The sequence below is a fragment of the Streptomyces sp. ITFR-16 genome (assembly GCF_031844705.1).
GTDB lineage: Bacteria > Actinomycetota > Actinomycetes > Streptomycetales > Streptomycetaceae > Streptomyces.
This window is the reverse complement of the sequence record NZ_CP134609.1, coordinates 622,822-645,652: the sequence shown is the minus strand read 5'-3', so window position 1 is coordinate 645,652 and position 22,831 is coordinate 622,822. Positions and strand designations below refer to the sequence as shown.

General features: G+C 72.7%; 22 protein-coding genes and 1 pseudogene. 10 read left to right on the top strand and 13 right to left on the bottom strand.

Annotated features, from left to right (window positions below; all coding sequences use genetic code 11):
* Positions 1-35: 35 nt before the first annotated feature.
* From RLT58_RS03005 to RLT58_RS02985, 5 genes are all read right to left on the bottom strand, one after another.
* Positions 36-1,679 (bottom strand): PucR family transcriptional regulator, encoded by a 1,644-nt coding sequence (locus RLT58_RS03005; protein WP_311308796.1) that lies wholly within the window; start codon positions 1,677-1,679, stop codon positions 36-38.
* 34 nt (positions 1,680-1,713) lie between these two features.
* Positions 1,714-2,511: a family 1 encapsulin nanocompartment shell protein gene (locus RLT58_RS03000; RefSeq protein ID WP_311308795.1), complete on the bottom strand. Its 798-nt coding sequence runs from the start codon at positions 2,509-2,511 to the stop codon at positions 1,714-1,716.
* Positions 2,508-3,581, bottom strand: coding sequence for a Dyp-type peroxidase (locus RLT58_RS02995; RefSeq protein WP_311308794.1), 1,074 nt, complete (start codon positions 3,579-3,581; stop codon positions 2,508-2,510). Before RLT58_RS02995 ends, RLT58_RS03000 begins: the two co-directional genes overlap by 4 nt.
* A 161-nt stretch (positions 3,582-3,742) precedes the next feature.
* On the bottom strand, positions 3,743-4,489 hold the full coding sequence (locus RLT58_RS02990; RefSeq protein WP_311308793.1) for an MgtC/SapB family protein: 747 nt from the start codon (positions 4,487-4,489) through the stop codon (positions 3,743-3,745).
* Between the two features lie 142 nt (positions 4,490-4,631).
* Complete coding sequence (locus RLT58_RS02985; protein WP_311314399.1) at positions 4,632-5,153, bottom strand: DinB family protein; 522 nt, start codon at positions 5,151-5,153, stop codon at positions 4,632-4,634.
* Positions 5,154-5,333: 180 nt separating this feature from the next.
* On the opposite strand from RLT58_RS02985, the gene RLT58_RS02980 reads away from it, so the two are divergent.
* Positions 5,334-6,296, top strand: a complete 963-nt coding sequence (locus RLT58_RS02980; protein ID WP_311308792.1) for a MerR family transcriptional regulator — start codon at positions 5,334-5,336, stop codon at positions 6,294-6,296.
* Positions 6,297-6,308: 12 nt separating this feature from the next.
* Here the strand turns inward: RLT58_RS02980 and RLT58_RS02975 are convergent, their stop codons facing one another.
* The gene (locus tag RLT58_RS02975; RefSeq protein ID WP_399130797.1) at positions 6,309-7,268 is read right to left on the bottom strand and encodes a LysR family transcriptional regulator; all 960 of its coding nucleotides are present in this window, start codon (positions 7,266-7,268) and stop codon (positions 6,309-6,311) included.
* A gap of 143 nt (positions 7,269-7,411) precedes the next feature.
* Between RLT58_RS02975 and RLT58_RS02970 the strand changes: the two genes are divergently transcribed.
* Positions 7,412-8,107, top strand: a complete 696-nt coding sequence (locus RLT58_RS02970) for a type 1 glutamine amidotransferase domain-containing protein (RefSeq protein ID WP_311308791.1) — start codon at positions 7,412-7,414, stop codon at positions 8,105-8,107.
* A 72-nt stretch (positions 8,108-8,179) separates the two neighbouring features.
* On the opposite strand, the gene RLT58_RS02965 is transcribed toward RLT58_RS02970, so the two are convergent.
* Entirely contained in the window at positions 8,180-8,800 is a 621-nt protein-coding gene (locus tag RLT58_RS02965) for a DUF7691 family protein (protein ID WP_311308790.1), read from the bottom strand.
* A 180-nt stretch (positions 8,801-8,980) separates the two neighbouring features.
* On the opposite strand from RLT58_RS02965, the gene RLT58_RS02960 reads away from it, so the two are divergent.
* From RLT58_RS02960 to RLT58_RS02950, 3 genes are all read left to right on the top strand, one after another.
* Positions 8,981-10,216: a chitinase gene (locus tag RLT58_RS02960; protein WP_311308789.1), complete on the top strand. Its 1,236-nt coding sequence runs from the start codon at positions 8,981-8,983 to the stop codon at positions 10,214-10,216.
* 152 nt (positions 10,217-10,368) lie between these two features.
* Positions 10,369-11,037 (top strand): RNA polymerase sigma factor, encoded by a 669-nt coding sequence (locus RLT58_RS02955; RefSeq protein ID WP_311308788.1) that lies wholly within the window; start codon positions 10,369-10,371, stop codon positions 11,035-11,037.
* The gene (locus RLT58_RS02950) at positions 11,034-12,125 is read left to right on the top strand and encodes a CU044_5270 family protein (RefSeq protein WP_311308787.1); all 1,092 of its coding nucleotides are present in this window, start codon (positions 11,034-11,036) and stop codon (positions 12,123-12,125) included. Before RLT58_RS02955 ends, RLT58_RS02950 begins: the two co-directional genes overlap by 4 nt.
* A gap of 48 nt (positions 12,126-12,173) precedes the next feature.
* Here the strand turns inward: RLT58_RS02950 and RLT58_RS02945 are convergent.
* Both RLT58_RS02945 and RLT58_RS02940 read right to left on the bottom strand, forming a co-directional pair.
* A pseudogene (locus RLT58_RS02945) lies at positions 12,174-12,542 on the bottom strand (VOC family protein); the annotation flags it as partial.
* Between the two features lie 10 nt (positions 12,543-12,552).
* Entirely contained in the window at positions 12,553-13,164 is a 612-nt protein-coding gene (locus tag RLT58_RS02940) for a TetR/AcrR family transcriptional regulator (RefSeq protein WP_311308786.1), read from the bottom strand.
* Between the two features lie 95 nt (positions 13,165-13,259).
* On the opposite strand from RLT58_RS02940, the gene RLT58_RS02935 reads away from it, so the two are divergent.
* The 4 genes from RLT58_RS02935 to RLT58_RS02920 all read left to right on the top strand — a co-directional run bounded on the left by RLT58_RS02935 (position 13,260) and on the right by RLT58_RS02920 (position 17,147).
* Positions 13,260-14,522, top strand: a complete 1,263-nt coding sequence (locus tag RLT58_RS02935) for an NADH:flavin oxidoreductase/NADH oxidase family protein (protein WP_311308785.1) — start codon at positions 13,260-13,262, stop codon at positions 14,520-14,522.
* Between the two features lie 93 nt (positions 14,523-14,615).
* Positions 14,616-15,818 (top strand): NAD(P)/FAD-dependent oxidoreductase, encoded by a 1,203-nt coding sequence (locus tag RLT58_RS02930; protein ID WP_311308784.1) that lies wholly within the window; start codon positions 14,616-14,618, stop codon positions 15,816-15,818.
* A 33-nt stretch (positions 15,819-15,851) separates the two neighbouring features.
* On the top strand, positions 15,852-16,751 hold the full coding sequence (locus tag RLT58_RS02925) for an RNA polymerase sigma-70 factor (RefSeq protein WP_311308783.1): 900 nt from the start codon (positions 15,852-15,854) through the stop codon (positions 16,749-16,751).
* 57 nt (positions 16,752-16,808) lie between these two features.
* Positions 16,809-17,147, top strand: coding sequence for a hypothetical protein (locus RLT58_RS02920; RefSeq protein WP_311308782.1), 339 nt, complete (start codon positions 16,809-16,811; stop codon positions 17,145-17,147).
* Here the strand turns inward: RLT58_RS02920 and RLT58_RS02915 are convergent.
* From RLT58_RS02915 to RLT58_RS02905, 3 genes are all read right to left on the bottom strand, one after another.
* Positions 17,107-18,735 carry a succinic semialdehyde dehydrogenase gene (locus RLT58_RS02915; RefSeq protein ID WP_311308781.1) on the bottom strand — a complete coding sequence of 543 codons (1,629 nt, stop codon included), beginning with the start codon at positions 18,733-18,735 and terminating at the stop codon, positions 17,107-17,109. The two genes, RLT58_RS02920 and RLT58_RS02915, sit on opposite strands and share 41 nt — an antisense overlap.
* A 14-nt stretch (positions 18,736-18,749) precedes the next feature.
* Positions 18,750-19,715, bottom strand: coding sequence for an acetoacetate decarboxylase family protein (locus RLT58_RS02910; protein WP_311308780.1), 966 nt, complete (start codon positions 19,713-19,715; stop codon positions 18,750-18,752).
* Between the two features lie 106 nt (positions 19,716-19,821).
* Positions 19,822-20,796: an alpha/beta hydrolase gene (locus tag RLT58_RS02905; protein ID WP_311308779.1), complete on the bottom strand. Its 975-nt coding sequence runs from the start codon at positions 20,794-20,796 to the stop codon at positions 19,822-19,824.
* A gap of 272 nt (positions 20,797-21,068) precedes the next feature.
* Here RLT58_RS02905 and RLT58_RS02900 point away from each other — a divergent pair, with 272 nt between their 5' ends.
* Positions 21,069-22,028 carry an NAD(P)H-quinone oxidoreductase gene (locus tag RLT58_RS02900; protein WP_311308778.1) on the top strand — a complete coding sequence of 320 codons (960 nt, stop codon included), beginning with the start codon at positions 21,069-21,071 and terminating at the stop codon, positions 22,026-22,028.
* A 34-nt stretch (positions 22,029-22,062) separates the two neighbouring features.
* Here RLT58_RS02900 and RLT58_RS02895 read toward each other — a convergent pair whose 3' ends face one another.
* Positions 22,063-22,641 carry a dihydrofolate reductase family protein gene (locus RLT58_RS02895; RefSeq protein WP_311308777.1) on the bottom strand — a complete coding sequence of 193 codons (579 nt, stop codon included), beginning with the start codon at positions 22,639-22,641 and terminating at the stop codon, positions 22,063-22,065.
* Between the last annotated feature and the right edge of the window lie 190 nt (positions 22,642-22,831).

Genomic DNA, 22,831 nt, shown 5'->3' with positions numbered 1-22,831 from the left:
CCGGGCGGCCAACGGCCGTACGAACAGACGGAAACCTACCCGGTGAGACGGACGGCGAGGGTGATGAGGAGCCGGGTGTCGGGATCGTCCAGGTCCACCCCGAACCGCTCCCGGGCGCGCCGCAGCCGGTAGCGCAGCGTGTTGGGATGGACGACGAGCCGCGCCGCCGCCCGGGCCACATCGCCCGACGCGTCGAGATAGGCCGCCAGCGAGCGGACCAGGTCGCCGCCCGCCGCCAGATCGGCCCGGACGAGCTCGTGCACCGGCCCGTCGCCCGCCTCCCAGACCGGCCGCGCGGCATCAAGGACGCGCAGGACATCCAGCGAAGGGCCCACGCCTGCGGCGTCCGCGTACCGGAGTGGCTGTGTCCCGTCCGCCCGTGCGGCCCGCTCGTGCAGCACCCGCACGATCAGGGCCGCCTCCTCGCGCGAGGCCCGTACGTGCGACGCGCCGGCGGCCACCGGACCGGCTCCCGCCAGGACCACCGGGCCGCCCGGCACGGCCGGGCCCGCCAGTTCCCGCGCCAGGGCCAGCGCCTCCCGCCCCGGCCCGCCGTCCACGGGCAGCAGCACCAGCAGCCGGTCCCCGTCGCGCAGCACCTGGACGGAGGGGCGGTACGTCACCGCCTGGAGGGCGAGGACGTCCAGGGTGCGGTCGCCCGGGCCGGGGGCGGCGCCGGCGCGTTCGGCCACCACGACCGCGCACGCCGCGTCGGGGGACAGCCCCAGGGACCAGGCGTGCGTGCGGGCGTCCCCGTCCCCGTACAGCAGGCCGCGCAGCGCCAGTTCGCTGCGGCGGGCGGCTCCGCTCTCGCGCAGCCGGTGCCGTACCAGGAGCGGGGCGGCGACCTCCGCGGCCCGGCGCAGCGCGTCCGCCGCCTGCGGGGACAGGGCCCGCCCGTCGCCGGCCGCCCAGATGGAGCCGAGCACCTCGGGGCCGCTGCGGACCGCGATGATCAGCCGCTCCGGGCCGTCGGCGTCCGCCGCGCGGTGGATCACGTCCCGGGACGTCCACAGAGCGCGTAGCATGCCGCTGCGGCGCAGCTCGGCGACCCGCCACTCGGGTACCCGGCCGCCCAGGATGGTGGACCGGCGCAGCACATCAACGTCCGGTCCGGTGGCGGAGTGGGCCAGCACCCGCAGCCGGGTGTCCTCGATGGTGATCGACCCGCCGGTGTATCCGGCGACAGCCGCCGCGAGGGCCGTCAGGCTCTCCGCGCCCCCGGCCGTGAACCCCGTCGCCTCCCCGTCCCGGCCGGCCCGGGCGCAGGCCAGCGCGGAGCGCAGCAGCGCGGCGGTGTCCGTCCAGTCGGCCCACGCGGCCCGGGTGAGCAGGGCGATACCCGCCTCCTCGGCGGCGGCCGGCACCTCGGGCGCGGCGGGCACCCCCTCGGCCTCGCGCAGCACCACGCCCGACGCACCGCGCCCGGCGGCCTCGCGCACGGCACCGGCGGCGTCGGGGGACGAGGCGGGCACTCCGGTCACCAGCACCAGGCAGCCGTCGAGCGGCCGTGCGGGCCCCTCGTCGCCGACCGCCACCCCTCGGACGCCGACGTCCCGGCCCGCCGGGGCCAGCAGCAGCCGCAGCGTGCCGCCGTCGTCGAAGGCGAGCAGCTCGCGCAGCGCGACCGACGGTTCCGGGACCCGGGGCTGCGGCGGGGTGGACCTACGGCTCGTCATGGCAGCCGAGCATACGAGCGCACCGCCGGACTGTTCAGGCGATGATCGGGACGGCCGCCTCCGGGGTCAGCATCCGGAAGGTGAACGACTGCTGGAAGTACAGCCGGATCTCCGTCGCGTCATGGTCCTGGTAGCCGATCGACAGGTCCTCGCCCAGGCACAGTTCGAAGTCGCCGCCCCGGGTGGACAGCAGCACCCCGCCCGCGACGGCCGGCGCCCACAGGATCTTGTCGTCCAGGATGCGGGCCAGGTGCGTGGAGACCGGGTAGCCGTGGTCGGACGTCTCGGTGGCCTCCGTGTACGCGTCCGCGCCCAGCAGCAGCCGGTAGGGCCCGTCCACACCCGCCAGCCGAAGCTGCGTCATGGCCTGGCTGACGGTGGCCGGGTAGTCGCGGGCGTCGGCGGGCAGCGGCAGCGCCGTGTGCGAGGAGCCGTCCCGGAGCCCCGCGATCCCCGCCGCCGCGTACCCGTCGATGATCGTCATGTCCTCGGCGAACGCACAGGTGCGTGCCGCGTCCTTGACGGGCTGCCAGTCGCTGTCGTCCGAGCCGCGTTCGACGTCGTCGACGGCGGCCCGGGTCACCGTGAACGGCACCCGCCACTCGATGACCGGCATCGACGTCCGGGCACGGGCCAGGACATCCGGCGTGGGCGGGTCGATGTCGCGCAGATGGCCGTCCCCGACCGCCGCCAGCGCGGGCCCCTCGGGCCCGCTGACGTCGATGACACGGCGCCCGGCCACATGACGGCTGAAGGTGCGCCGGGCCTCCTCCTCGATCTGGTCCCAGGCGGCCGGGGTGACGGGGGCGAGTTCGCGGTGCAGGTTGTTCATGACGAGGCGCTTTCTTGCAGGCTGCCGATACGCAGCGAACCGTCCCCGGCGTCCGGTGCGGCCACGGCCTCCGGCACCGGCGCGGACACCGGCTCCGGCAGGTGCGCGGCCCCGGCGGAGGCGGGCGACGGGGGCGGGGCGTCGAGGAAGTCGGCGCTCGGGGCGTGGAAGAGGGTGCCGGTGACCGCCGTCGAGAAGTCGAGGATGCGGTCGTGGGTGCCGGGCGGACTGCCGAGGAACATGTTGCGGAGCATGCGTTCGGTGACGTCCGGATCGGCGGCGTACCCGATGAAGTACGTACCGAACTCGCCCTCGCCGAAGCGGCCGAACGGCATGTTGGCGCGCAGGATGTCGCGCTCGGTGCCGTCCGGCTCGGTGATGGTGTTCAGCGCCACGTGCGAGTCGGCGGGCTTGACGTCGTCGGGCATCTCGATGTCGGTGAACTTGCTCCGCCCGATCACCCGCTCCTGCTCCTCGACCGGCAGGGCGTTCCACGCGGTCAGGTCGTGGAGGTACTTCTGTACGACGACATAGCTGCCGCCCGCGAAGTCGGGGTCCTCGTCCCCCACGAGGGCCGCCGACCGGGCGTCGTCGCCCCTCGGGTTCTCGGTGCCGTCGACGAACCCGAGCAGATCGCGGTGGTCGAAGTAGCGGAAGCCCTGGGTCTCGTCGACGATCCGCACCGCGCCGCCCAGCCGGTCCATCAGCTGGGCGGCCCACTCGTAGCAGGCGTCCATCCGCTCGGCCCGGATGTGGAACAGCAGGTCGCCGGGGGTGGCCGGGGCGTGGTGGCGGGGGCCTCGCAGCTCCTGGAAGGGGTGGAGCGAGGCGGGCCGGGGGCCCGAGAACAGCCGGTCCCAGGCATCGGAGCCGAACCCCGTCACACAGGCCAGCTCGGACGTGGGAAAGCGGAATCCGATCGAGCGGGCGAAGGCCGCCAGGTCCGGCAGCACCTCACGGACGGCGTCCTCGCCACCGGGTTCGATCGTGGCGACCAGGATCAGGGCCGAGGTCGTCAGCGGGGCGACGACGGGCTGGGCCGCGGCCGGTTCCTCGGTGGTCTCGGGCATGCGGCGGCTCCATGAAGTGGCGTCGGAGGTACGGCGGGGTCCCGGCCCCGCCACGCGGGCGCACACCGGGACCCGCTGCCACTAATCCATACGCCGGGGCCCGCCGCACGCCGGGGCGTCCGACCGGGCGGTGCCCCGGTCCCCCCGGGCCCGGTGCGCGCTCACTCGTCCGAGAGGTCGCTGCGGCTGCACGCCAGGACCCCCGTGGTGGCCGAGAGCCGCGCCATCAGCGCGTCGGGGTCGCCCCGGCCCTGCACACTCAGCGCGACCTCGACGGTCCGCTCGGCGTCCGGCTGCGACCGGCGCCGCCGGAACATCCCCGTCCCGTCGGCGGCCAGCGTGGTCAGCTCCGAGACGGCGAACCCGGCCTCCGTGCAGTGGTTGACCAGCTCCCGCAGCGCGCCGACGCCCTCGGTGTAGGTGATCCGGTAGCCGATGGAGGCGTTGCGCAGGGCCGGCAGCCGGTGGGCCAGGGGCCGGACGCCGTAGGAGACCAGGAAATACGCGAGGGTCGCCAGGGTGGCCAGGACGGGCAGCCCCGCCCCGGCCGCGCAGCCGACGGCGGCGGTGAGCCAGATGGAGGCGGCCGTGGTCAGGCCCCGCACCGAGCCCCGGTGGACGAAGATGACGCCGCCGCCGATGAACCCGAGCCCGGAGACGATCTGCGCCGCGACACGGGACGGGTCCAGCTCTACCTGTCCGGTCACCACGACGTCGGAGAAGCCGAACTTGCTGACCAGGGTGAACAGCGCGGCGCCGAGCCCGACGATCGTGTACGTGCGCAGACCGGCCGCCTTCTGGCGGATCTCGCGCTCGATCCCGATCGCGCAGGACAGGGCGAACGCGATGCCGAACTGGGCCGCGTGGGTCCAGTTCTGACCGAACGGCTCGTTGATGTCGAGTGCCACGAAGCCCTCCGATGCCCGTAGGTCTTCCGGGCGGCGGCCCCGGAAGCGGAAGCGCCGCGGTTCCGCCGCGCCCGGTGGGAGCGACGGTGCGGCGGCGCGGACACCACCGTACCCGCCGCTTTGGTACGGAATGCGCCGGCGGCTACTGACCCACCCGGCCGTCGATCCGTTCACGCAGAAAGTCGGCGTGCCCGTTGTGCCGGGCGTACTCCTCGATCATGTGCGCCAGGACGCCCCGCAGCTCGATCGGCTCGTCGCCGCCGACCGCCATGAGGCCGAGCCCGGGAGCCCCGGCGACGAACGCCTCCGCGAAAGCGACCTCGGACCGCCAGCGCGCCCAGGCATCCGCGACGACCCCGGGATCGGGCACCGCCCCGTTGAACTCGGCGTCCCGGTCGGTGGCGGTGCGATATGGCCGCCGGACGTCCTGACCCGCCATCACACGGCGGAACCAGTAGACCTCCACGCCGGCCAGATGCCGCACGAGCCCGAGCAGCGACAGATTCGACGGCGGAACGGACCGACGGGCCAGGGCCTTGGCGTCGAGCCCGGAGCACTTCATCTCCAGGGTGAGCCGCTGATCGCGCAGCAGACCCACCAGCGTCTCCCGCTCACCGCGGAACCCGCCGTCGTCCCGGGGGTCGTCGTCCGGGCGGGCGAACATGTTGTCCCAGCCGAACGTGCGGGGGAGCGGGGCGTCGTCGGGAGCGCCGGCGCCGGAAGAGGAATCGGTGTCGTTCATGCCCATGATCCTGTACAGGCTGCGGCCCGGAAGCCACCGGATTCGGCGGCTGTCGCCCGGCCGCTTGAGTCTCCCCCGGAGGGAGACGGGAGAGTGTGGCCCATGAACGGCGACACGCACGACGGGGCGAGCGGTGGCACGCGGCTCTCGATCGGTGAGCTGGCCCGGCGGACCGGGCTCTCCGTCAAGACCGTCCGCTTCTACTCCGATCGCGGGATCGTGCCGCCCGCCGACCGCAGCCCCGCCGGCTACCGGCAGTACGACCCGGACGCCGTGGCCCGGCTGAACCTCGTGCGGACCCTGCGCGAACTCGGGCTCGGCCTGTCCACGATCGGTGACGTCGTGGCAGGCCAGGCCCGGCTCTCCGACGTCGCCGCCGCGCACGCGGAGGCGCTGGAGACGCGGATCCGGACGCTGAGCCTGCGGCGCGCGGTGCTGACGGCCGTGGCCCGACGTGGTTCGACACCCGAGGAGATGGAACTCATGCACCGATTGGCCAGGCTCTCCGAGGACCAGCGGCGGACGCTGACCCGCGACTTCCTCGACGCCGTCTTCGGCAGCCCGCCCGGGGACCCGGGCCTGGACGGCGTCCTGCGGTCGATGACGCCCGAACTGCCCGACGACCCCGCCGATGACCAGGTCGAGGCATGGGCGGAGCTGGCCGAACTGACCCAGGACCCGGAGTTCCGCGCCGCCCTGCGCCGCAGCGCCGAGCACCACACGGCGGACCGGGCCGCGGGCGGCGGGAGCGTCCCCGTACGCGACCCCGAGGCGGTGATCCGTGACCACGCGGCAGCCCCCGCGGCGGCGGGCACCGACCCGCTCGCCCCGCAGGCGGACGGCGTCGTGGACGCGGTGACCGCCTCCTACGCGCGGCTCTGCGGCCTCCCGGACGACACCGCTCTGCGCCGGCGGCTGCTGGCCCGTCTCGACAGCGGCGACGACCCCCGCAGGGAGCGGTACTTCCAGCTGCTCGCCGTGATCAACCGGTGGCCGGCACCGGAACCCGTCGCGCCCGCGCTGGACTGGTTTCGCCGCGCGCTGCGCGCCCGTACCGCCGGCTGACCGGGTCCGGGCTCACCAGACCCGGCCCGCCCGCAGCAGGTGGTCGCGGACCAGCTCGACGTGCGGGTTCGTCACCGGGCCCGGCCGTTGCACGAGGTAGCCCGTGTTGATCGGCGGGTCCTCCGGATCGGCGAGCAACGTCAGTGCGCCCGAGGCCAGTTCGCCCGCGCAGAGATAGCGGGGCAGCACCGTGAACCCCGCCCCGGCGACGACCAGGGCCAGCACGCCCCGCAGATCGGGGACGGTCACGGCGGCCGGGCTGTTGAGCCGTCTGCCGAACACATGGCGCCAGTAGCGGCGCGCGATCGGCAGGTCCTCGGCGTACGTGATCAGCGGCAGCGCGCGCAGGACGGAGGGGCCGGCGGCGGCGACCTGTTCCGCCCCGCCGATCCGCTCGGCCGCCTCCGGGGCCGCGACGAGGACGAACTCCTCGTCCATCAGGGGCGCGGCACTCCAGGCCCGGCCGCGCGGCCGGGCGGTGGCGATCACCAGGTCGTGGCGCCCCGCGCGCAGCTCGTCGAGCAGTGGATCGGTCAGCCCCGGGGCCGCGCGCACCTGCACCCCCTGGGCGACGAGCGGGGCGAGCGCGGGCAGGGCGCGTACGCACAGCAGCTCGGCCGGTCCGGCCAGATGGACGGGCCCGGCCGCCTCCGCCCCGCCGGGCCCGCCGTCGCCGGTGACCGCCGCCAGCGCGTCGAGGGGCGCGACCACCCGGGCCGCGAGCGTGTCCGCGAAGGGCGCCGCGACCACGCCCCGGGCCCGCCGCTCGAACAGCTCCCGGCCCAGCTGGCGCTCCAGGGCACGGATCTGGGTCGTCACCGTCGGCTGCGACAGACCGAGCAGCCGCGCGGCGGCGGTGAACGATCCGGAGCGGTGGACGGCCAGAAAGGTACGCAGCAGATTCAGGTCCGCCGGGCCGGTCGCCGCCGTCTGCTCCGCTTGCGTCATCCCATTGGATTGCCTATCGCTCATACAGGCGATTCTATTGGAATCCCGTGGGTCTGCGGACGTAGCGTGAAGCGGTCGGCGCGACGGCGGCCGGGGTACGGCCCGCCCGACCGCCGTACCGCAACCCTCCCGGGCGGACGACGGCCCGGCCTCGCGAAAGATGTGACATGGCAAAGATCCTTTTCGTTCTGACCGGTTCCGACCACTGGACGCTCGCCGACGGCACCGCGCACCCGACCGGCTTCTGGGCGGAGGAGGCCGTCGCGCCCTACCAGGCGTTCAAGGCCGCCGGCCACGAGATCGTCGTGGCCACGCCCGGCGGCGTGGTGCCGACCGTCGACCGGGGCAGCCTGGCCCCCGAGTTCAACGACGGCCAGGAGAACGCCGACAGGGTGGCCGCCGCGGTCGAGGGCATGGCGGAACTCCGGCACCCGCTGAAGGTGGAGGACGTGGATCTCGCGGACTACGCGGCGGTGTTCTACCCGGGCGGGCACGGCCCGATGGAGGACCTGGCGGTGAACGCCGACTCCGGCAGGCTGCTCGTGCGCGCGCTGGAGTCGGGCAGCCCGCTGGGCATCGTCTGCCACGCCCCGGCCGCCGTGCTCGCCGCCACCAAGGACGACGGCACCAACGCCTTCGCCGGCTACCGGCTGACCGGCTTCACCAACGACGAGGAGACCCAGGCGGGCTTCGCCGACAAGGCCAAGTGGCTGCTTCAGGACCGTCTGGTGGAGATCGGCGCCGACTTCCAGGAGGGCGAGCCGTGGGCCCCGCACGTCGTGGTCGACCGCAACCTCGTCACCGGTCAGAACCCGGCGTCGGCCGCGCCGCTCGCGGACGAACTCCTCAAGAAGCTCGGCTGACCCCCGGCGGGACGGGGGTGCGCTTCCGGGGCCCGCGTGCCCGCGGGCCCCGTACCGCCGGCCGGCCGCCCCTCAGAAACGGAAGCCGATCACGCCGAAGCCCGGCCGGCTCGCCGCGCTCCGCATCCAGCCGACGCACTGCATGACGGCGTCCACCACCTCGGGCTCCAGCGGCGGCGCCTCGCCCGCTTCGTCGACCGCCCGCTTCGTGGCCTCGAACTGCTCCAGGGCCCGGGCTATGTCCTCGGGCGTCCACTCGCCGCAGCCCGGTATGTACGTGTACGGCAGGGGAGCGGGCAGGTCGCTGTAGCCGAACGCCTCCACGGACACGGCGGTGACACCGAGCGCCTTCAGGCCCTGGTCGACCACCGACAGCCAGTCGCCGCGATGCGGGGTGAAGGAGTCGTTGTGCAGGAACGACCCGGTGAGCGAGCACAGGCGGGAGTAGGCGTAGCCGTACTGGAACGCGTGCTCCCCGTCCTCGCTGAACGGCCCTCCGTGGACGACGGCGCGCAGCGCCTCGAAGGCCGTGGGGGCGCCGTCCTGGATCGCATCGCTGAAGTAGTCGTCGTCGCGGGCCAGATCGTCCCCGAAGGACTCGCGGACGACCTTGAGCAACTGGTCGTCGCGCGATCCGACCAGGGCACGGGTGGCGGCGACATCGAGCAGATAGACGCTGAGGGAAGAACTCATGGAGCCAAACCTAGGGGACGCCACTGACAACGCAGGAGGCTCCGTTCACCCCCGCCCGGGCTCTGCGGGGCGGCGGCCGGCGCGGCAATCTTCAAGATAGCGCAATGGTCTAGGCCAACTCATTGACGTGAATGCGCCATCCCTCGATTCTGGCGGCACCTTCTCCCGACTGGAGTCCCCATGAAGCGACTTCGCGCTCTGCTCTGTGGTGCGGCCACCGCCGCCCTGGCCACCACAGGTCTCGCCGCCTTCACCGCACAGCAGGCTTCGGGCGCGTCCGCCGACGCCACCGCGCTCAGCAACCGGTGGTACGCCGCCGCGCCGTATCTGATGCCGCACGACAACAACCCGCCGGACGCGGGCGCCATCATGGACGCCACCGGCCTCAAGGCGTTCCAGCTCGCGTTCGTCCTCGCGCCCAACGGGGGCGGCTGTACACCGACCTGGGACGGTACGTCGCCGGTCTCGTCGGACACCGCCGTGGGATCCGTCATCAGCGCGATCCGCGCCAAGGGCGGTGACGTGTCGGTCTCCATCGGCGGGTACGGGGGCACCAAGCTCGGCCAGACCTGCTCCGACGCGGCCTCCACCGCGGCCGCCTACCAGCAGGTGATCACCAAGTACCAGCTGAAGGCCATCGACTTCGACCTGGAGGAGCCGGAGTACGAGAACACGGCCGCCATCGCCCGCGAGATCGGCGCGGCCAAGATCCTCCAGCAGAACAACCCGGGCCTCTACGTCTCGGTCACCACCGCGGGCACCGCCGACGGCACCGGCTGGTTCGGCAAGCAGATGCTCAACGAGGCCAAGGCGCAGGGCTTCACGCCGAACAACTTCTCCATCATGCCGTTCGACGGCGGGTTCAACGGGGCGGCCGCCCAGACGAGCGCCCTGACGAACTTCAACGGGATCCTGCAGTCCACCTTCGGCTGGGACGCGGCGACCGCGTACGCGCACGAAGGGTTCTCCGGCATGAACGGCCGCAGCGACACCGGCGAGTACTTCAAGCAGGCCGACTTCCAGACCGTCCTGGACTACGCCACCAGCCACCACATGGACCGCTTCACCTTCTGGTCCCTCAACCGCGACCGTCAGTGCACCCCGCCCGACAACAACGGCCAGACCTCCGGCACGTGCAGCAGCGTGGCCCAGGCGGACTGGGACTTCGCGAAGTACTCGGTGAAGTTCGCGGGCGTCACCCCGCCCACCACCCCGCCGACCACCACGCCGCCGACCACCCCTCCGCCGACCGGCGGCAGCTGCACCGCGTCGGCGTGGAGCAGCAGTGCCGTCTACACGGCCGGCAACACCGTCTCGTACGGGGGCCACACCTGGAAGGCCAAGTGGTGGACGCAGAACGAGACGCCCGGTACCACCGGCGAATGGGGTGTCTGGCAGGACCTCGGCACCTGCTGACCTGACCCGGTCCGACCTCCGCCCATCGGGCCGGCACGCCGCGTGCCGGCCCGATGGGCGTGTGTGCGGTGTGGCGGGGGTCACGGGAACCCCGAGGTCCGGCCGGAGAGCAAGGTGGTGTGAGATGTGATGAACAGGAAGACCGGGAGCGCATGCGCGCACGAATCAGGGCGGGCGACCGCGAGGCGTTCGCCGCGCTCTACGAGGAGTACGCGCGGGCGGTCTACAACCATGCCTACCGGCTGACCGGCGACTGGTCGACGGCCGAGGAGGTGCTGTCCGACACCTTCCTGGCCGCCTGGCGCACCCGGCACGCCGTCGAGGCTGAGGGCGACTCGCTGCGGCCGTGGCTGTTCGGGATCGCCACGAACAAGGCCCGCAACGCCAACCGCGGCCTCGGCCGGCGCCTCGCCTTCCTCGCCCGCCGCCCCGCACCGGAACCGGTGGCGGACATCGCGGAGGCCACGGCCGGACGCGTCGACGACACCCGGCGGCTCGCCGCCGTCCGGCAGGCGCTGGGCGGACTGCGCCGTCAGGAACGCGAGGTGCTGGCCCTCTGCGTCTGGGCCGGGCTGGACTACGCCGAGGCCGCCGAAGCCCTCGGGATCCCGGTGGGCACCGTGCGGTCGCGGCTGTCGCGCGCCCGCGGCCGGCTGCGACGGCTCACCGACGAAGAGCTCGGCCGGACACCGGACGGGGCCGCGCGGGAGGGGCGCCCCGGGGAAGCGGCCGGATCCGGGAGGGAACCCCGTCCCCGCCGCGGAGAGGTAGAGAGCAGGGCCCCATTCGTGGCCCTGCCCGTCCAGGAGGAAGCCCGATGAACGACCGTACCTCCGGCCCCGAGCGGGCCGAACACGAGGAACTGGCCCGGCTGCTGCCGGCCCCGGCCGAACGGGACCTGCCCCCGGGCCGTCATCTCCACCACAAGGACACCCTGATGCGTCTGATCGACCAGGACGGCGACCGCGCCACCGCACGCCCCCGGCCCCGCCTGCCGCGCCCCGCCGTCCTGTTTCCCGCCGTCGGACTGGCCCTGGGCGGGGTGCTGCTGACCACGCTCGCCGTCACCGGCCAGGACCACGCTCCGGCACCGGCCGCCGCAGGCACGGGTACGCGGGCCACGGCCCCGCACGGCGCGGCCGTGCTGCTCGACCGGGTCGCCTCGGTCGCCGCGAAGAAGGACGAACAGAAGGTCACCGACGGTCAGTTCGTGTACGTCAGGACGCTGCGGACCGAGAACGAGGGCGCGTTCGACGGACCGGTGAAGCTGACCGGGCCCCGCGAGCGCGAGGTCTGGACGGCGCAGAAGGCGGGACCGGTGATCGACGAGGGCCTGATCCACGAGGACGGCTCGTACGTCCCGATCACCGTCGGGGTCCCGGACGGCGAGCCCGCCGTCGGCTACCCGGCGGGCCTCAACCGGCCGACGTACACCTGGCTGGCCTCGCTTCCCACCGAACCGGACGCCCTGCTCCGGCGGCTCGCCGCCGAGATCACCCGGGACCAGGACGCGCGCGACACCCCGGCCGAGGAACGGGACCCGGCGCAGGACGCCTTCGACGCCATCGGTGAGCTGCTGCGGGAGACGCTGATGCCGCCGAGGACCGCGGCCGCCCTCTACAGGGCCGCGGCGAGGATCCCCGGTGTGACCGTGGACTCCGACGCGGTGGACGCGGCCGGCCGGCACGGGATCGGCGTGGCCCGCGACAACACCCGGGCCGGCTGGCGCACCGCCTGGATCTTCGACCCGGCGAGCCTGGAGTACCTGGGCGAGCGGAGCTACCTCGTCAGGGACACGATCATGGGCAGGAAGGGCACTCTGATCAACAAGTCGGCGGTGCTGGAACGCGGGGTCGTCGACGCGCTCCGCGAAAAGCCGTCGGCCGGGAGGCCGTCGACGACGACCTGATCCCTGCGGGGAGCCGCCGGGGCGGCCGCTCGATGCCGCTCGGGATCAGCGGGGCGTGAGGAGGCAGAACTCGTTGCCCTCCGGGTCGGCCAGGACCGTCCAGGGGACATCGCCCTGACCCACGTCGGCCGGTGTCGCGCCGAGCTCCCTCAGGCGCGCGACCAGCTCCGCCTGGTGGGCGGCCGACGTGCTGGCCAGATCGAGGTGCACCCGGTTCTTCGCCGTCTTGGGTTCCGGGTCGGCGACGATGTCGATGCAGACGGCCACGGGGTCGGGGTAGGTGAAGCCCACGGGTTCGAGGTTGGTGACCCCGGGTCCCTCGCTGTCGACGCCCCAGCCGAGTGCCTCCGCCCAGAACCGGCCGAGCGCGGAGTCGTCCTGTGCCTTCATGGTGATCTGTACGAGTCGTGTCGCCATGCCGCAGATCCTAGGAGCCGCCGCCGGCGCCGGCCTGCCGGGACAGGGCCGGGGAGGCGTCGAACAGGGCGCTGACGGCCGCGCGGACCTGGGTGGCGACCACCTCGGGGGTGGAGGTGTCGAGCTTGCCGTCGAGGTGCAGGAACGCCAGGCCGTGGACCAGGGCCCACACCGTCGTCGACAGGGCGTCCGCGTCCACGCCGGGGAAGGTGGCGCGGACGATGGCGCGGACGTACGCGGAGATGGCCTCGGTGGCGGCGACCCGTTCCTCGCTGGTCGGGTCGCAGGGCTCGGCGAACATCACCCGGAACAGGGCCGGATGCTCCAGCGCGAACCGTACGTAGGCGACGGCGACCGAGGCGAGTTCGTCGGGCGTCGAGGGTGCGGGATGGGCCTCGGCCAGATGTCCGGCGAGTTCGCGGTAGCCCTCGGCGGCCACGGCGGAGACGAGGGCGTCGCGGTCGGCGAAGTGGCGGTAGGGGGCCGTCGCCGACACCCCGGCGCGCCGGGCGACCGCGCGCAGCGAGAGGCCGGCGCTGCCGTCCGCTTCGAGGAGCTCGTGTGCGGCACGCAGGCAGGCAGCGCGCAGATCGCCGTGGTGATACGTGCTGGCCTGCGGCACAGGTCACACTCCTCAATGTTCGCAGTGCTTACATCGTCGTCTAATGTGAACGATGCATACATCGTAAGCGACAGAGACGACAGAGAGGAGTTGGGATGACCAGCGAGCTGTTCTCGCCGCTGCCCCTGCGCTCCGGGCAGGTGCTGGCCAACCGGATCGCGAAGGCGGCGATGGAGGAGAACCTGGCAGGGGTCGGCCAGCTGCCCGGCCGGCGGTTGCTGACGCTCTACCGGCGCTGGGCCGCCGGCGGCACCGGACTGCTGATCACCGGCAACGTCATGGTGCACGCGGAGGCGCTGACGGGCCCGGGAGGTGTCGTGCTCGACGAGCACGCGCCGCTGAAGCCGTTCGCCGACTGGGCCGAGGCGGGCAAGTCCGGCGGCGGCAAACTGTGGATGCAGATCAACCACCCCGGCCGGCAGGTGGCCTCCGGCATGCCGGGCGTCGTGTGGGGCCCCTCGGACGTCGGCGTCGACCTGGGCCGGCACAGCGGCCGCTTCGGCCGCCCGAGTGCCATGACCCCCGACCGGATCGACGCCACGGTCACCCGCTTCGCCGTCACGGCCCACCGTGCCGAGAAGGCCGGCTTCGACGGCGTGGAGATCCACGCCGCCCACGGCTACCTGCTCTCGCAGTTCCTTTCCCCCCTGGTCAACAAGCGCACCGACCGGTGGGGCGGGTCGCTGGAGAACCGCGCCCGGCTGCTGCTCGACGTCGTGCGCGCCGTCCGTGCCGCCGTCTCGCCGTCCTTCGCCGTCGCGGTCAAGCTCAACTCCGCCGACTTCCAGCGCGGCGGCTTCGACGCCGACGACGCCCGCCAGGTCATCGAGATGCTCGAACCCCTCGGTGTCGACCTGGTCGAACTGTCCGGCGGGAGCTACGAGAGTCCGGCCATGACCGGCCGCTCCGCCGACGCGCGCACCCAGGCGCGCGAGGCGTACTTCCTGGACCTGGCGAAGGACCTGGTGAGGACCAGCCCGCTGCCGCTGATGCTCACCGGCGGAATCACGCGGCGCGCCACCGCGGAGCGGGTCCTCGACAGCGGTGTGGCGGTCATCGGCATGGGCACCGCCCTCGCCGTCACCCCCGACCTGCCCGACCGCTGGAGGGGCCACAGGGAGGCCGGCCGGCAGCCGGCGCCGGTGACGTGGTCCGACAAGGTCCTCGCCTCGGCCGCCGGCATGGCTCAGGTCCGCCACCAGATGGCCCGCCTCGCCCGTGGAAAGCACCCCAGGCCCCGGATCCATCCGGTGTACGCGCTGCTCTCCGATCAGTGGAAGCAGCGCGGGGCGCTGCGCCGCTACCGGGCCTGGCTGTCGGCGCCGCGCGGCGCCGGGGCGGCGGGCCCTCCCGCGTAGCCGTCCCCGGTGTGTTCTGGATCACATGCTGTCACAGGGGGCGTGCGGGTGGTGTCTTGAGCTCGAACCGCTCGAAACGAGGGAGACATCATCATGGTGGAGAACACCGACGTGGTCGTGATCGGCGGCGGGTACGCCGGCGTCATGGCGGCCAACCGTCTGACGCTGCGCGGCGACGTGACCGTGACGCTGGTCAATCCGCGCCCCGGCTTCGTCCACCGGCTCCGCCTGCACCAGATGGTGGGCGGGACCGGGACCGCTGCCGTCGACTACCGGGAGGTCCTGGCGGAGCGCGTACGGCTGGTGGTCGACAGCGTGACGCGGATCGACGCGGCCGGGCGTGGTGTGGAGCTGGCGAGCGGTGCCACGGTCGGCTACGACTACCTGGTCTACGCGGTGGGCAGCGGCAGCGCCGATCCGCAGGTGCCGGGGGCGGCCGAGTTCGCCCATCCGATCGCCGTCCTGGAGGAGGCGCAGCGGCTGCTGCCGGTCCTCGACGCCGCGCCCGCGGCGGCCCCGGTGACGGTCGTCGGAGCCGGTCCGGCGGGCATCGAGACCGCCGCCGAACTGGCGGAGCAGGGCCGCCGTGTGACCCTGGTCTGCGGTGGGGTGCTCGGTCCGTACCTCCACCGGCGGGGGCGGCGGTCGGTCGCCCGGCGGCTCGCGGCGCTCGGGGTGAAGGTCGTCGAGGGTCCCACCACGGAGGTGACCGCGGTGACGCGTGAGGCGGTGCGGCTCGCCGACGGCCGGGAGCTGCCGAGCGCGGTGACCGTCTGGACCGCCGGCTTCGGGGTTCCGGACCTGGCCACCCGCAGCGGGCTGAGTGTCGATGCCCTGGGTCGGCTGCTCACGGACGAGACGCTGACCAGTGTGGACGACGACCGCATCGTGGCGGCCGGGGACTCGGCGGCGCCCTCCGGCCTCCCGCTGCGGATGAGCTGCCAGACGGCGATGCCGCTGGGCGCGCGGGCCGCCGACACGGTGCTCAGCCGGCTGTCGGGGGAGCGGCCCGAGACCCTGAACCAGTCGTTCGGGGCGCAGTGCATCAGCCTGGGCCGGGACACCGGCATCTTCCAGTTCGGCAACCGGTCGGACGTGGCGGTGTGGCTGCACATCGGCGGTCGCCTCGGCGCGAAGATGAAGGAGACCGTGTGCAAGGGCGTCGTGAAGCACCTGGCCGATGAGGCGCACCGGCCCGGCGGGTACGGCCTGCACCGGATGAAGGGCGGGGCCGGACGCCGTGAGGCGTTGGCGGCCCTGCGCGCCGAGGCGCCGGCCGTCGAACGGATTTCCTAGATCCGGCCCGGCCGAGGGGGAGATGATCGCGTCATGAGTGATGATCGCGCTGTCGACCGGGCGACCGAGACCTTCGTCGCCCACCGCAACCTGCTCTTCACCGTCGCGTACGAGATGCTCGGCTCGGCGGCCGATGCCGAGGACGTCCTGCAGGAGACCTGGCTGCGGTGGGTCGAGGTCGACCTCGGCCAAGTGCGCGACCAGCGGGCGTACTTGGTCAGGATCACGACCCGGCAGGCGCTCAACCGGCTGCGCGCGATGTCCCGGCGCAAGGAGTCGTACGTGGGCCCGTGGCTGCCCGAGCCGCTGCTGACCACGCCGGACGTGGCGCAGGACGCCGAACTCGCCGAGAGCGTGTCGATGGCGGTGATGCTGGTCCTGGAGACGCTGTCACCGACCGAGCGGGCCGTCTTCGTGCTGCGCGAGGTCTTCGACGTCGGGTACGACGAGATCGCCGAGGCGATCGACAAGACCCCGGCCGCCGTCCGCCAGATCGCCCACCGGGCCCGGCGGCACGTGGACGCCCGGCGCCCTCGCGCGGTGGTTTCGCAGCGTCAGACACGGGCGGCCGTGGAGTCGTTCGTGCGGGCGCTGGAGGGCGGGGACCTGCAGGGGCTGCTCGACGTGCTCGCGCCCGAGGTCGTCTACATGGGCGACGGCGGCGGGCTGAAGCACGCCGCGCTGCGGCCGATCGTCGGCGCCGGCAAGGTGGCCCGGCTTCTGACCGTCGGTCTCGGCAGGAACAGGATCCCGATCACCTTCGTCCCCGCCATGGTCAACGGCAGCCCCGCACTGGCCCTCCACCTGGACGGCGAGCTGGACAGCATCCTGGCGGTCCATGTGGAGGCCGGCCGTATCACCGGCCTCTACGTCGTCCGCAACCCCGAGAAGCTGTCCCGCATCACCTCCGAGACCCCGCTCACCCTGCGGTGAACTCCCCGGAGTTCGTGAACCGTCAATCCGTTGCGACTCTGGAGAGAGACCACCGGCATGGAGATTCTTCGGTACGTGTTCCTCGTCTTCCACCTCTTCGGGTTCGCCGCCCTGCTGGGCGGCATCTTCTTCCAGCTCAGAGGCAAGGACCCGGTGGCCGGCAGCTACATGCCGACCAGCGCGGTCGTCCAGCTCGTCACCGGCGCGGGTCTCATCTGGACCCGGACCTCCCTCGACCTGACGGTGATCGACGCCAAGATGGCGGTGAAGCTGGCCCTGGACGTCCTGGTGGCGGTGACGGCGCTGGTGGGTATGCGCAACAAGCAGCAGTGGGCCTTCTACGCCGTGGGGACGTTCACGGCCGGCGCGGCCGTCGTGGCCGTCGTGTGGACGTAGGTCCCCGGAGGACCTTCAGCGAAGCCGTCAGAAGCGCTGCCCAGGTCTCGGGGGAGACGCGGGCCGGCGGTGTGAAGCCCTGGAGACGCTGGTGGGCGACGGTCTGGGGCTCGGTGTACTTGAGGATGCCGTCGGCGCCGTGACGCCGGCCCAGTCCCGAGTCGCCCATGCCGCCCATCGGCGCGTCGACGCTTCCCCAGGCGGCGGCGAAGGCCTCGTTGACGTTGACGGTGCCGGCGTGCAGGCGGGCGGCGACGGCCCGGCCGCGTGCTCCGTCGCGCGACCAGACACTGGCATTGAGGCCGTAGGGCGAGGAGTTGGCCAGGGTGACGGCCTCGTCGACGTCGCGGTAGGAGTAGACCGAGACGACGGGGCCGAACGTCTCGTGGTCGTACACCTTCATGTCGGGGGTGACCCCGGTGAGGATTGTCGGCTCGTAGAACAACGGCCCCAGATCGGGGCGGGCCCTGCCGCCGGCGAGGACGGTGGCGCCCTTGGCGACGGCGTCCTCGACGTGTTCGGTGACCGTCCTCAGCTGGGAGGGCGTGGTGAGGCTGCCGACATCGATGCCGTAGTCGTACGCCGCACCGATCTCGAGGGCCTTGGTACGGGCGACGAAGGCGGCGACGAACGCGTCACGGACGGACTCGGCCACGTACAGCCGCTCGATGGAGACGCACAGCTGGCCCGCCGAGGGGAAGCAGCCGGCCACGGCGCCGTCGGCGGCCTTGTCGATGCGCGCGTCGTCCAGCACGATCATGGCGTTCTTGCCGCCGAGTTCGAGGGAGGCGCCGATGAGGCGCCGGCCGGCGTCGCTCGCGATCCGGCGTCCGGTGGCGGTGGAGCCGGTGAACATCATGTAGTCGGCGTTGTCCATCAGCGCGCCGCCGATGGAGCTTCCCTGGCCGATCACCATCTGCCACACGCCGGCCGGCAGCCCGGCCTCGTACATCAGGTCCATGGACCACAGAGCGGTGAGGGCGGTCTGGGTGTCGGGCTTCTGCACGACGGCGTTGCCGGCCATGAGGGCGGCGATGGTGTCGCTCGCGGCCATGCTGAGCGGGTAGTTCCACGGCGAGATCACGGTGACGACACCCTTGGGGTGGCGCAGTTCGGTGGTGTGGGTCAGCAGGGGGATCGCGCCGCGGCGCCGCTTGGGGCTCAGGTACTTGGCGGCGGCGCGGGCGTAGTGCCGGGAGACGACGCCGATGTCGACGACCTCGAGGAACGCGTCGCGGCGGGTCTTGCCGTTCTCGGCCTGCATGAGGTCCAGCGCCTGGTCCTGACGGGCCAGGACGAGATCGTGGTAGCGCAGCAGGACCCTCTTGCGCTCGGCGACCGAGGTGGCGGCCCAGGACGTCTGAGCCGTACGGGCACGGGCGAACGCCTCCTCGACGTCGGCCGGGGCCGACACCGGCAGGTCGGCCAGCGGGAGGCCGTTGTAGGGGGTGGTGGTGGTGACCCGGGCCGCTTCCGGCCCGGCCGACACCCGCGCGGCAAGCCTCTTGAGCAGGGCCGGGGTGAGGGAAGCGGGCAGGCCCGGGCGCGGGGAGGCGGTGCGAGGAGTGGCGTGTCCGGTGGTGGTCACGGCGGGGGCCCTTTCTACTTGTCCCGGCTCGGGACCGAGGTGGGGACGGGCATGTGGAGGGCGAGCTGGCCCTCGGTCATGGCGTCGAACTGGATGGTCCTGATCGGCCTGAGGGAGCGCAGGTCGTCCGCCATACGGCCCTTGCCGACCTCGAGCGAGATGCCGCGGGCCGAGCGGGTCGTCCCGGCGCTGAGCACGTTGGTCTGGCTCAGGGTGGAGTGCCAGGCGCCGTCGATCGAGGTGTACGACGTGAGGGAGCCGACGCGCTCACCGCTCGGAAAGGCCGTCTGCTTCGGCGTGCGCGCCGAGAGCGCCAGGTCGACGCCGCCGGAGTCGGTGGCCACGCGGGCGGTCGTCCGCTGGGCGTTGACCTCGACGTCGAGGTCGGTGACCCACTTGGGGAAGCCGTAGCCTTCGTGGCCGCGGACCTGGGCGATCCGCGTGCTCACGGGCAGGGACAGCACATAGGAGTCGAGCTGCTCGTTCTTCAGGCCGGTGACGAGGTCGAGGAATCCGAGCTTTCCGTGCCGGGCGGGCCTGACGGCGATGCCGACGGCGGCCTCCGTGTAGAAGTCGATGTCGCACACGTCGTAGCGGAAGAACATCACCGAGACCAGGCCGAGTCCGGGCGCCACCTCCAGCGGGGCCAGCTCCTCGGGCAGGCGGGCGCGGATCGCCCGGGAGCGGGCCAGCATCGTCAGCCGGGCCGTCGAGATCCGGTAGTAGAAGTTGGGGGTGAGGGTGGGGCCGATACGGGAATCGACCCGGGACTTGGGCAGCTTCCGGAAGAAGTCCACCCCGCTGACACGGGGGTCGCGGGCGACCTCGTCGAGGTCGGTGTCCATCCGGTACCGGTCGTACAGACCCCCTCGGGGGACCTTGACCGTACGGCCGCCCAGGTCGGCCTCGACCGTGTCCTTAAGGCCGGCCGTCGCCCGGCCGGCTTCCCGCCCGCCCGGTTCCTGTCGGTTCGATGACATCGCGGCTGCTCCCTTGCGCTCATGTTGACGGTGCTCACATGAACCTAACGCGCCATGTAAGCACCGTCAACACTGGAGCCCGGGCCGCCGGGCCGAGGGGGTGGTCTCAGTCGTCGTGCAGGGCCGTGCGCAGGGCGTCGACGGCGAGTTTGCGGGCGACGTCGGCGGCGCGGGTGTCGCGGAGGCTGTCCAGGAGGAGGAAGTCGTGGACCATGCCCGCGACGCGTACGGAGGTCACGTCCACGCCGGCCTCGCGCAGCTTGTTGGCGTAACTCTCGCCCTCGTCGCGCAGGACGTCGGCCTCGTCGGTGATGACCAGGGTGGTGGGCAGGCCCTTGAGCTGGTCCAGGGTGGCCCGGAGCGGGGAGGCGTGGTGTTCGGCGCGCTGGGCGGGGTCGGTGGTGTAGGCGTCCCAGAACCACTTCATGGCGTCGCGGGTGAGGTAGTAGCCCTCGGCGAACTGGAGGTAGGACGGGGTGTCGAAGCCGGCGTCGGCCACCGGGTAGAGCAGGACCTGTGCCTTGAGGTCGATGCCGCCGCGCTCCTTGTTCATGAGCGCGAAGACGGCGGACATGCAGCCGCCGACCGACTCGCCGGTGACGGCGATGCGCGAGGTGTCCAGGCCGTGTTCGGCGCCGTGCCGCGCGACCCACTGGCCCACTGCGTAGTTCTGTTCGACCTGGGTGGGGTACTTCGCCTCGGGTGCGCGGTCGTAGACGGGGAAGACGCCCGCGGCCCCGGCGCCGACCGTGAGTTCGCGGAAGAGCCGGTCGTGGGTCTTCTCGTCGCCGAAGACCCAGCCGGCGCCGTGGATGTAGAACACCACCGGCAGCGGGCCGGTGACCCCCTTGGGCCGGATGATGCGGGTGCGGACCGTGCCCCACTCGCCCGCGTCCACGTCGACCCACTCCTCGTCGACCTCGGGGCGGGGCACGCTCGCGTCGCTCTGCAGGCCGAGCAGGATGTCGCGGCCCTTCTCCGGGGGGACCTCGTAGATCCGGGGGTGCGGATCCGTGGCCTCGCACAGCTCCTTCGCGGCGGGTTCGAGGTAGGGGGTGATCGGAGGGGGAAGGTCGGTCATGTCGACTCCATGTCGCGGGCACGCGAGTGCCCTGTTCGCACGGCCTCGCCGGCCGCGGCTGCTGTTCACCCCGAGTCCGCCCCCCGAACCATCGTCGTCTCCCGCTCCTGAAGCGCAACCGCGCCGCGGCGGCCCTCCCCGCGCATCGCGCGGTGCGCCGGGCGTGCATGTTGACGCCGTAAACATGGACGGCTAATGTGTGCACCGTAAACATTCGAGGGTGGCGGGCATTCCCGACCCGTCCGCACCCCGATCCGGAGGAACGGAGCGTCATGAAGGCGATAACGATCAGGGAACCCGGTGGCCCCGAGGTATTGGAGTGGAGCCAGGTCGAGGACCCGGAGCCCGCCGCCGGGGAGGTGGTCGTCGACGTGGTGGCCGGCGCCGTGAACCGTGCGGACGTGATGCAGCGGATGGGGCTCTACCCGCTGGCGCCGGGTACCTCGCCCTACCCGGGGCTCGAAGTCTCCGGCCGCATCGGCGCCCTGGGCCAGGGGGTCACCGGATGGCGCGTGGGCGACGAGGTCTGCGCCCTGCTGACCGGAGGCGGCTACGCGCAGAAGGTCGCCGTCCCCGCCGCGCAGTTGCTGCCCGTCCCCCGGGGGGTCTCCCTGGTCGAGGCGGCGGGCCTGCCGGAAGTGACCGCCACGGTCTGGTCCAACCTCGTCACGACCGCCGGTCTCCGGGAGGGCGAGACTCTTCTCGTGCACGGCGGACTGGGGGGTGTGGGCTCCATGGCCATCCAGGTGGCCAAGGCGCTCGGGGCCCGTGTCGTCACCACGGTGGGCGGGCCGGAGAAGGTCGCACGGGCGCGCGCACTGGGCGCCGACACGGCCGTCGACCACCGGACCGAGGACTTCACCGAGCACGGCCCCTTCGACGTGATCCTCGACGTCATCGGCGGCGACTACCTCGAACGCAACATCCGCTCCCTGGCCGTCGACGGGCGCCTGGTCGTCATCGGCCTGCAGAACGGCCTGGACGGCAGGATCAACCTCGCCGACCTGGTCTTCAAGCGCCTCTCCGTGTACGGCACCACCCTGCGCACCCGGTCCGAGGAGCAGAAGGCCGCCGTCGTCACCGAAGTCCGGGACAACATCTGGCCGATGGTCGAGAACGGGTCCGTCCGCCTCCTCGTCGAGGACCGGCTGCCCCTGCGCGAGGCCGCCGAGGCGCACCGGCGGATGGAGGCCGGCGGCCACACCGGCAAGATCCTGCTGGTCGGCGAGTAGCGGGCGCTGCGCCGGTCGCCGTGCCCGGAGGGCTTCAGGTGTGCAGGGTGGGCCGGTAGGTGAGCTCCTGGATGCTGCCGTCGAACGTCCGGCTGTCGAGCAGTTCGAGGTCGAAGTCGGCCGCGTCGTGGAAGACCGGGTGATCACCGGTCCGCCCGGTGATCACGGGGAAGATGGTCAGCTGGACGCGGTCGACGAGTCCGGCGGCCATGAGCGCCCGGTTCAGCGCGATGCTGCCGTGCGAGCGCAGCGGCACCTCGGACTCCTTCTTCAGCCGGGCGACGGCGTCCACGGCGTCGTCGCTCACGAGGGTCGCGTCCGGCCAGTCGAGCGGTCCCTCCAGGGTGGCCGACAGCACCGTCGCGGGCAGGTTCATCATCCGGGTGACCCAGGCGTCACGCCCCGACTCCGCGAAGGCGGGCGTCAGCACCTGCGCGAACGCCCGGAACGTGTGGGCCCCGAAGACCATCCGCTGCTCGGCCTCGTACAGCGAGAGACGGTGGTCGAGCAGCTCGGGGCCCTGCTTGCCCCAGTAGCCGCCCCAGTCCGGAGTACCGGGACGGCCGTAGCCGTCGAGGGTGGAGAAGACGTCGAAGGTGTAGGTGGCGGTCACGGTGCGCTCCTCGGGTCCGGTCGAGCGGGTACGTGGAGGTGGACGGGGCGTCACAGCGAAACTCATCGCCCGCCCCGGGTGACGTGTCCCGGCCCGGTAGATTAGGTATGCCTTACAGTCGCCTGTGCGCTTCTCGTACGGCGTTGTCATCGGCTGGGGAGGTAGTCGCCCGGCTCGCTGTACTCGGGTG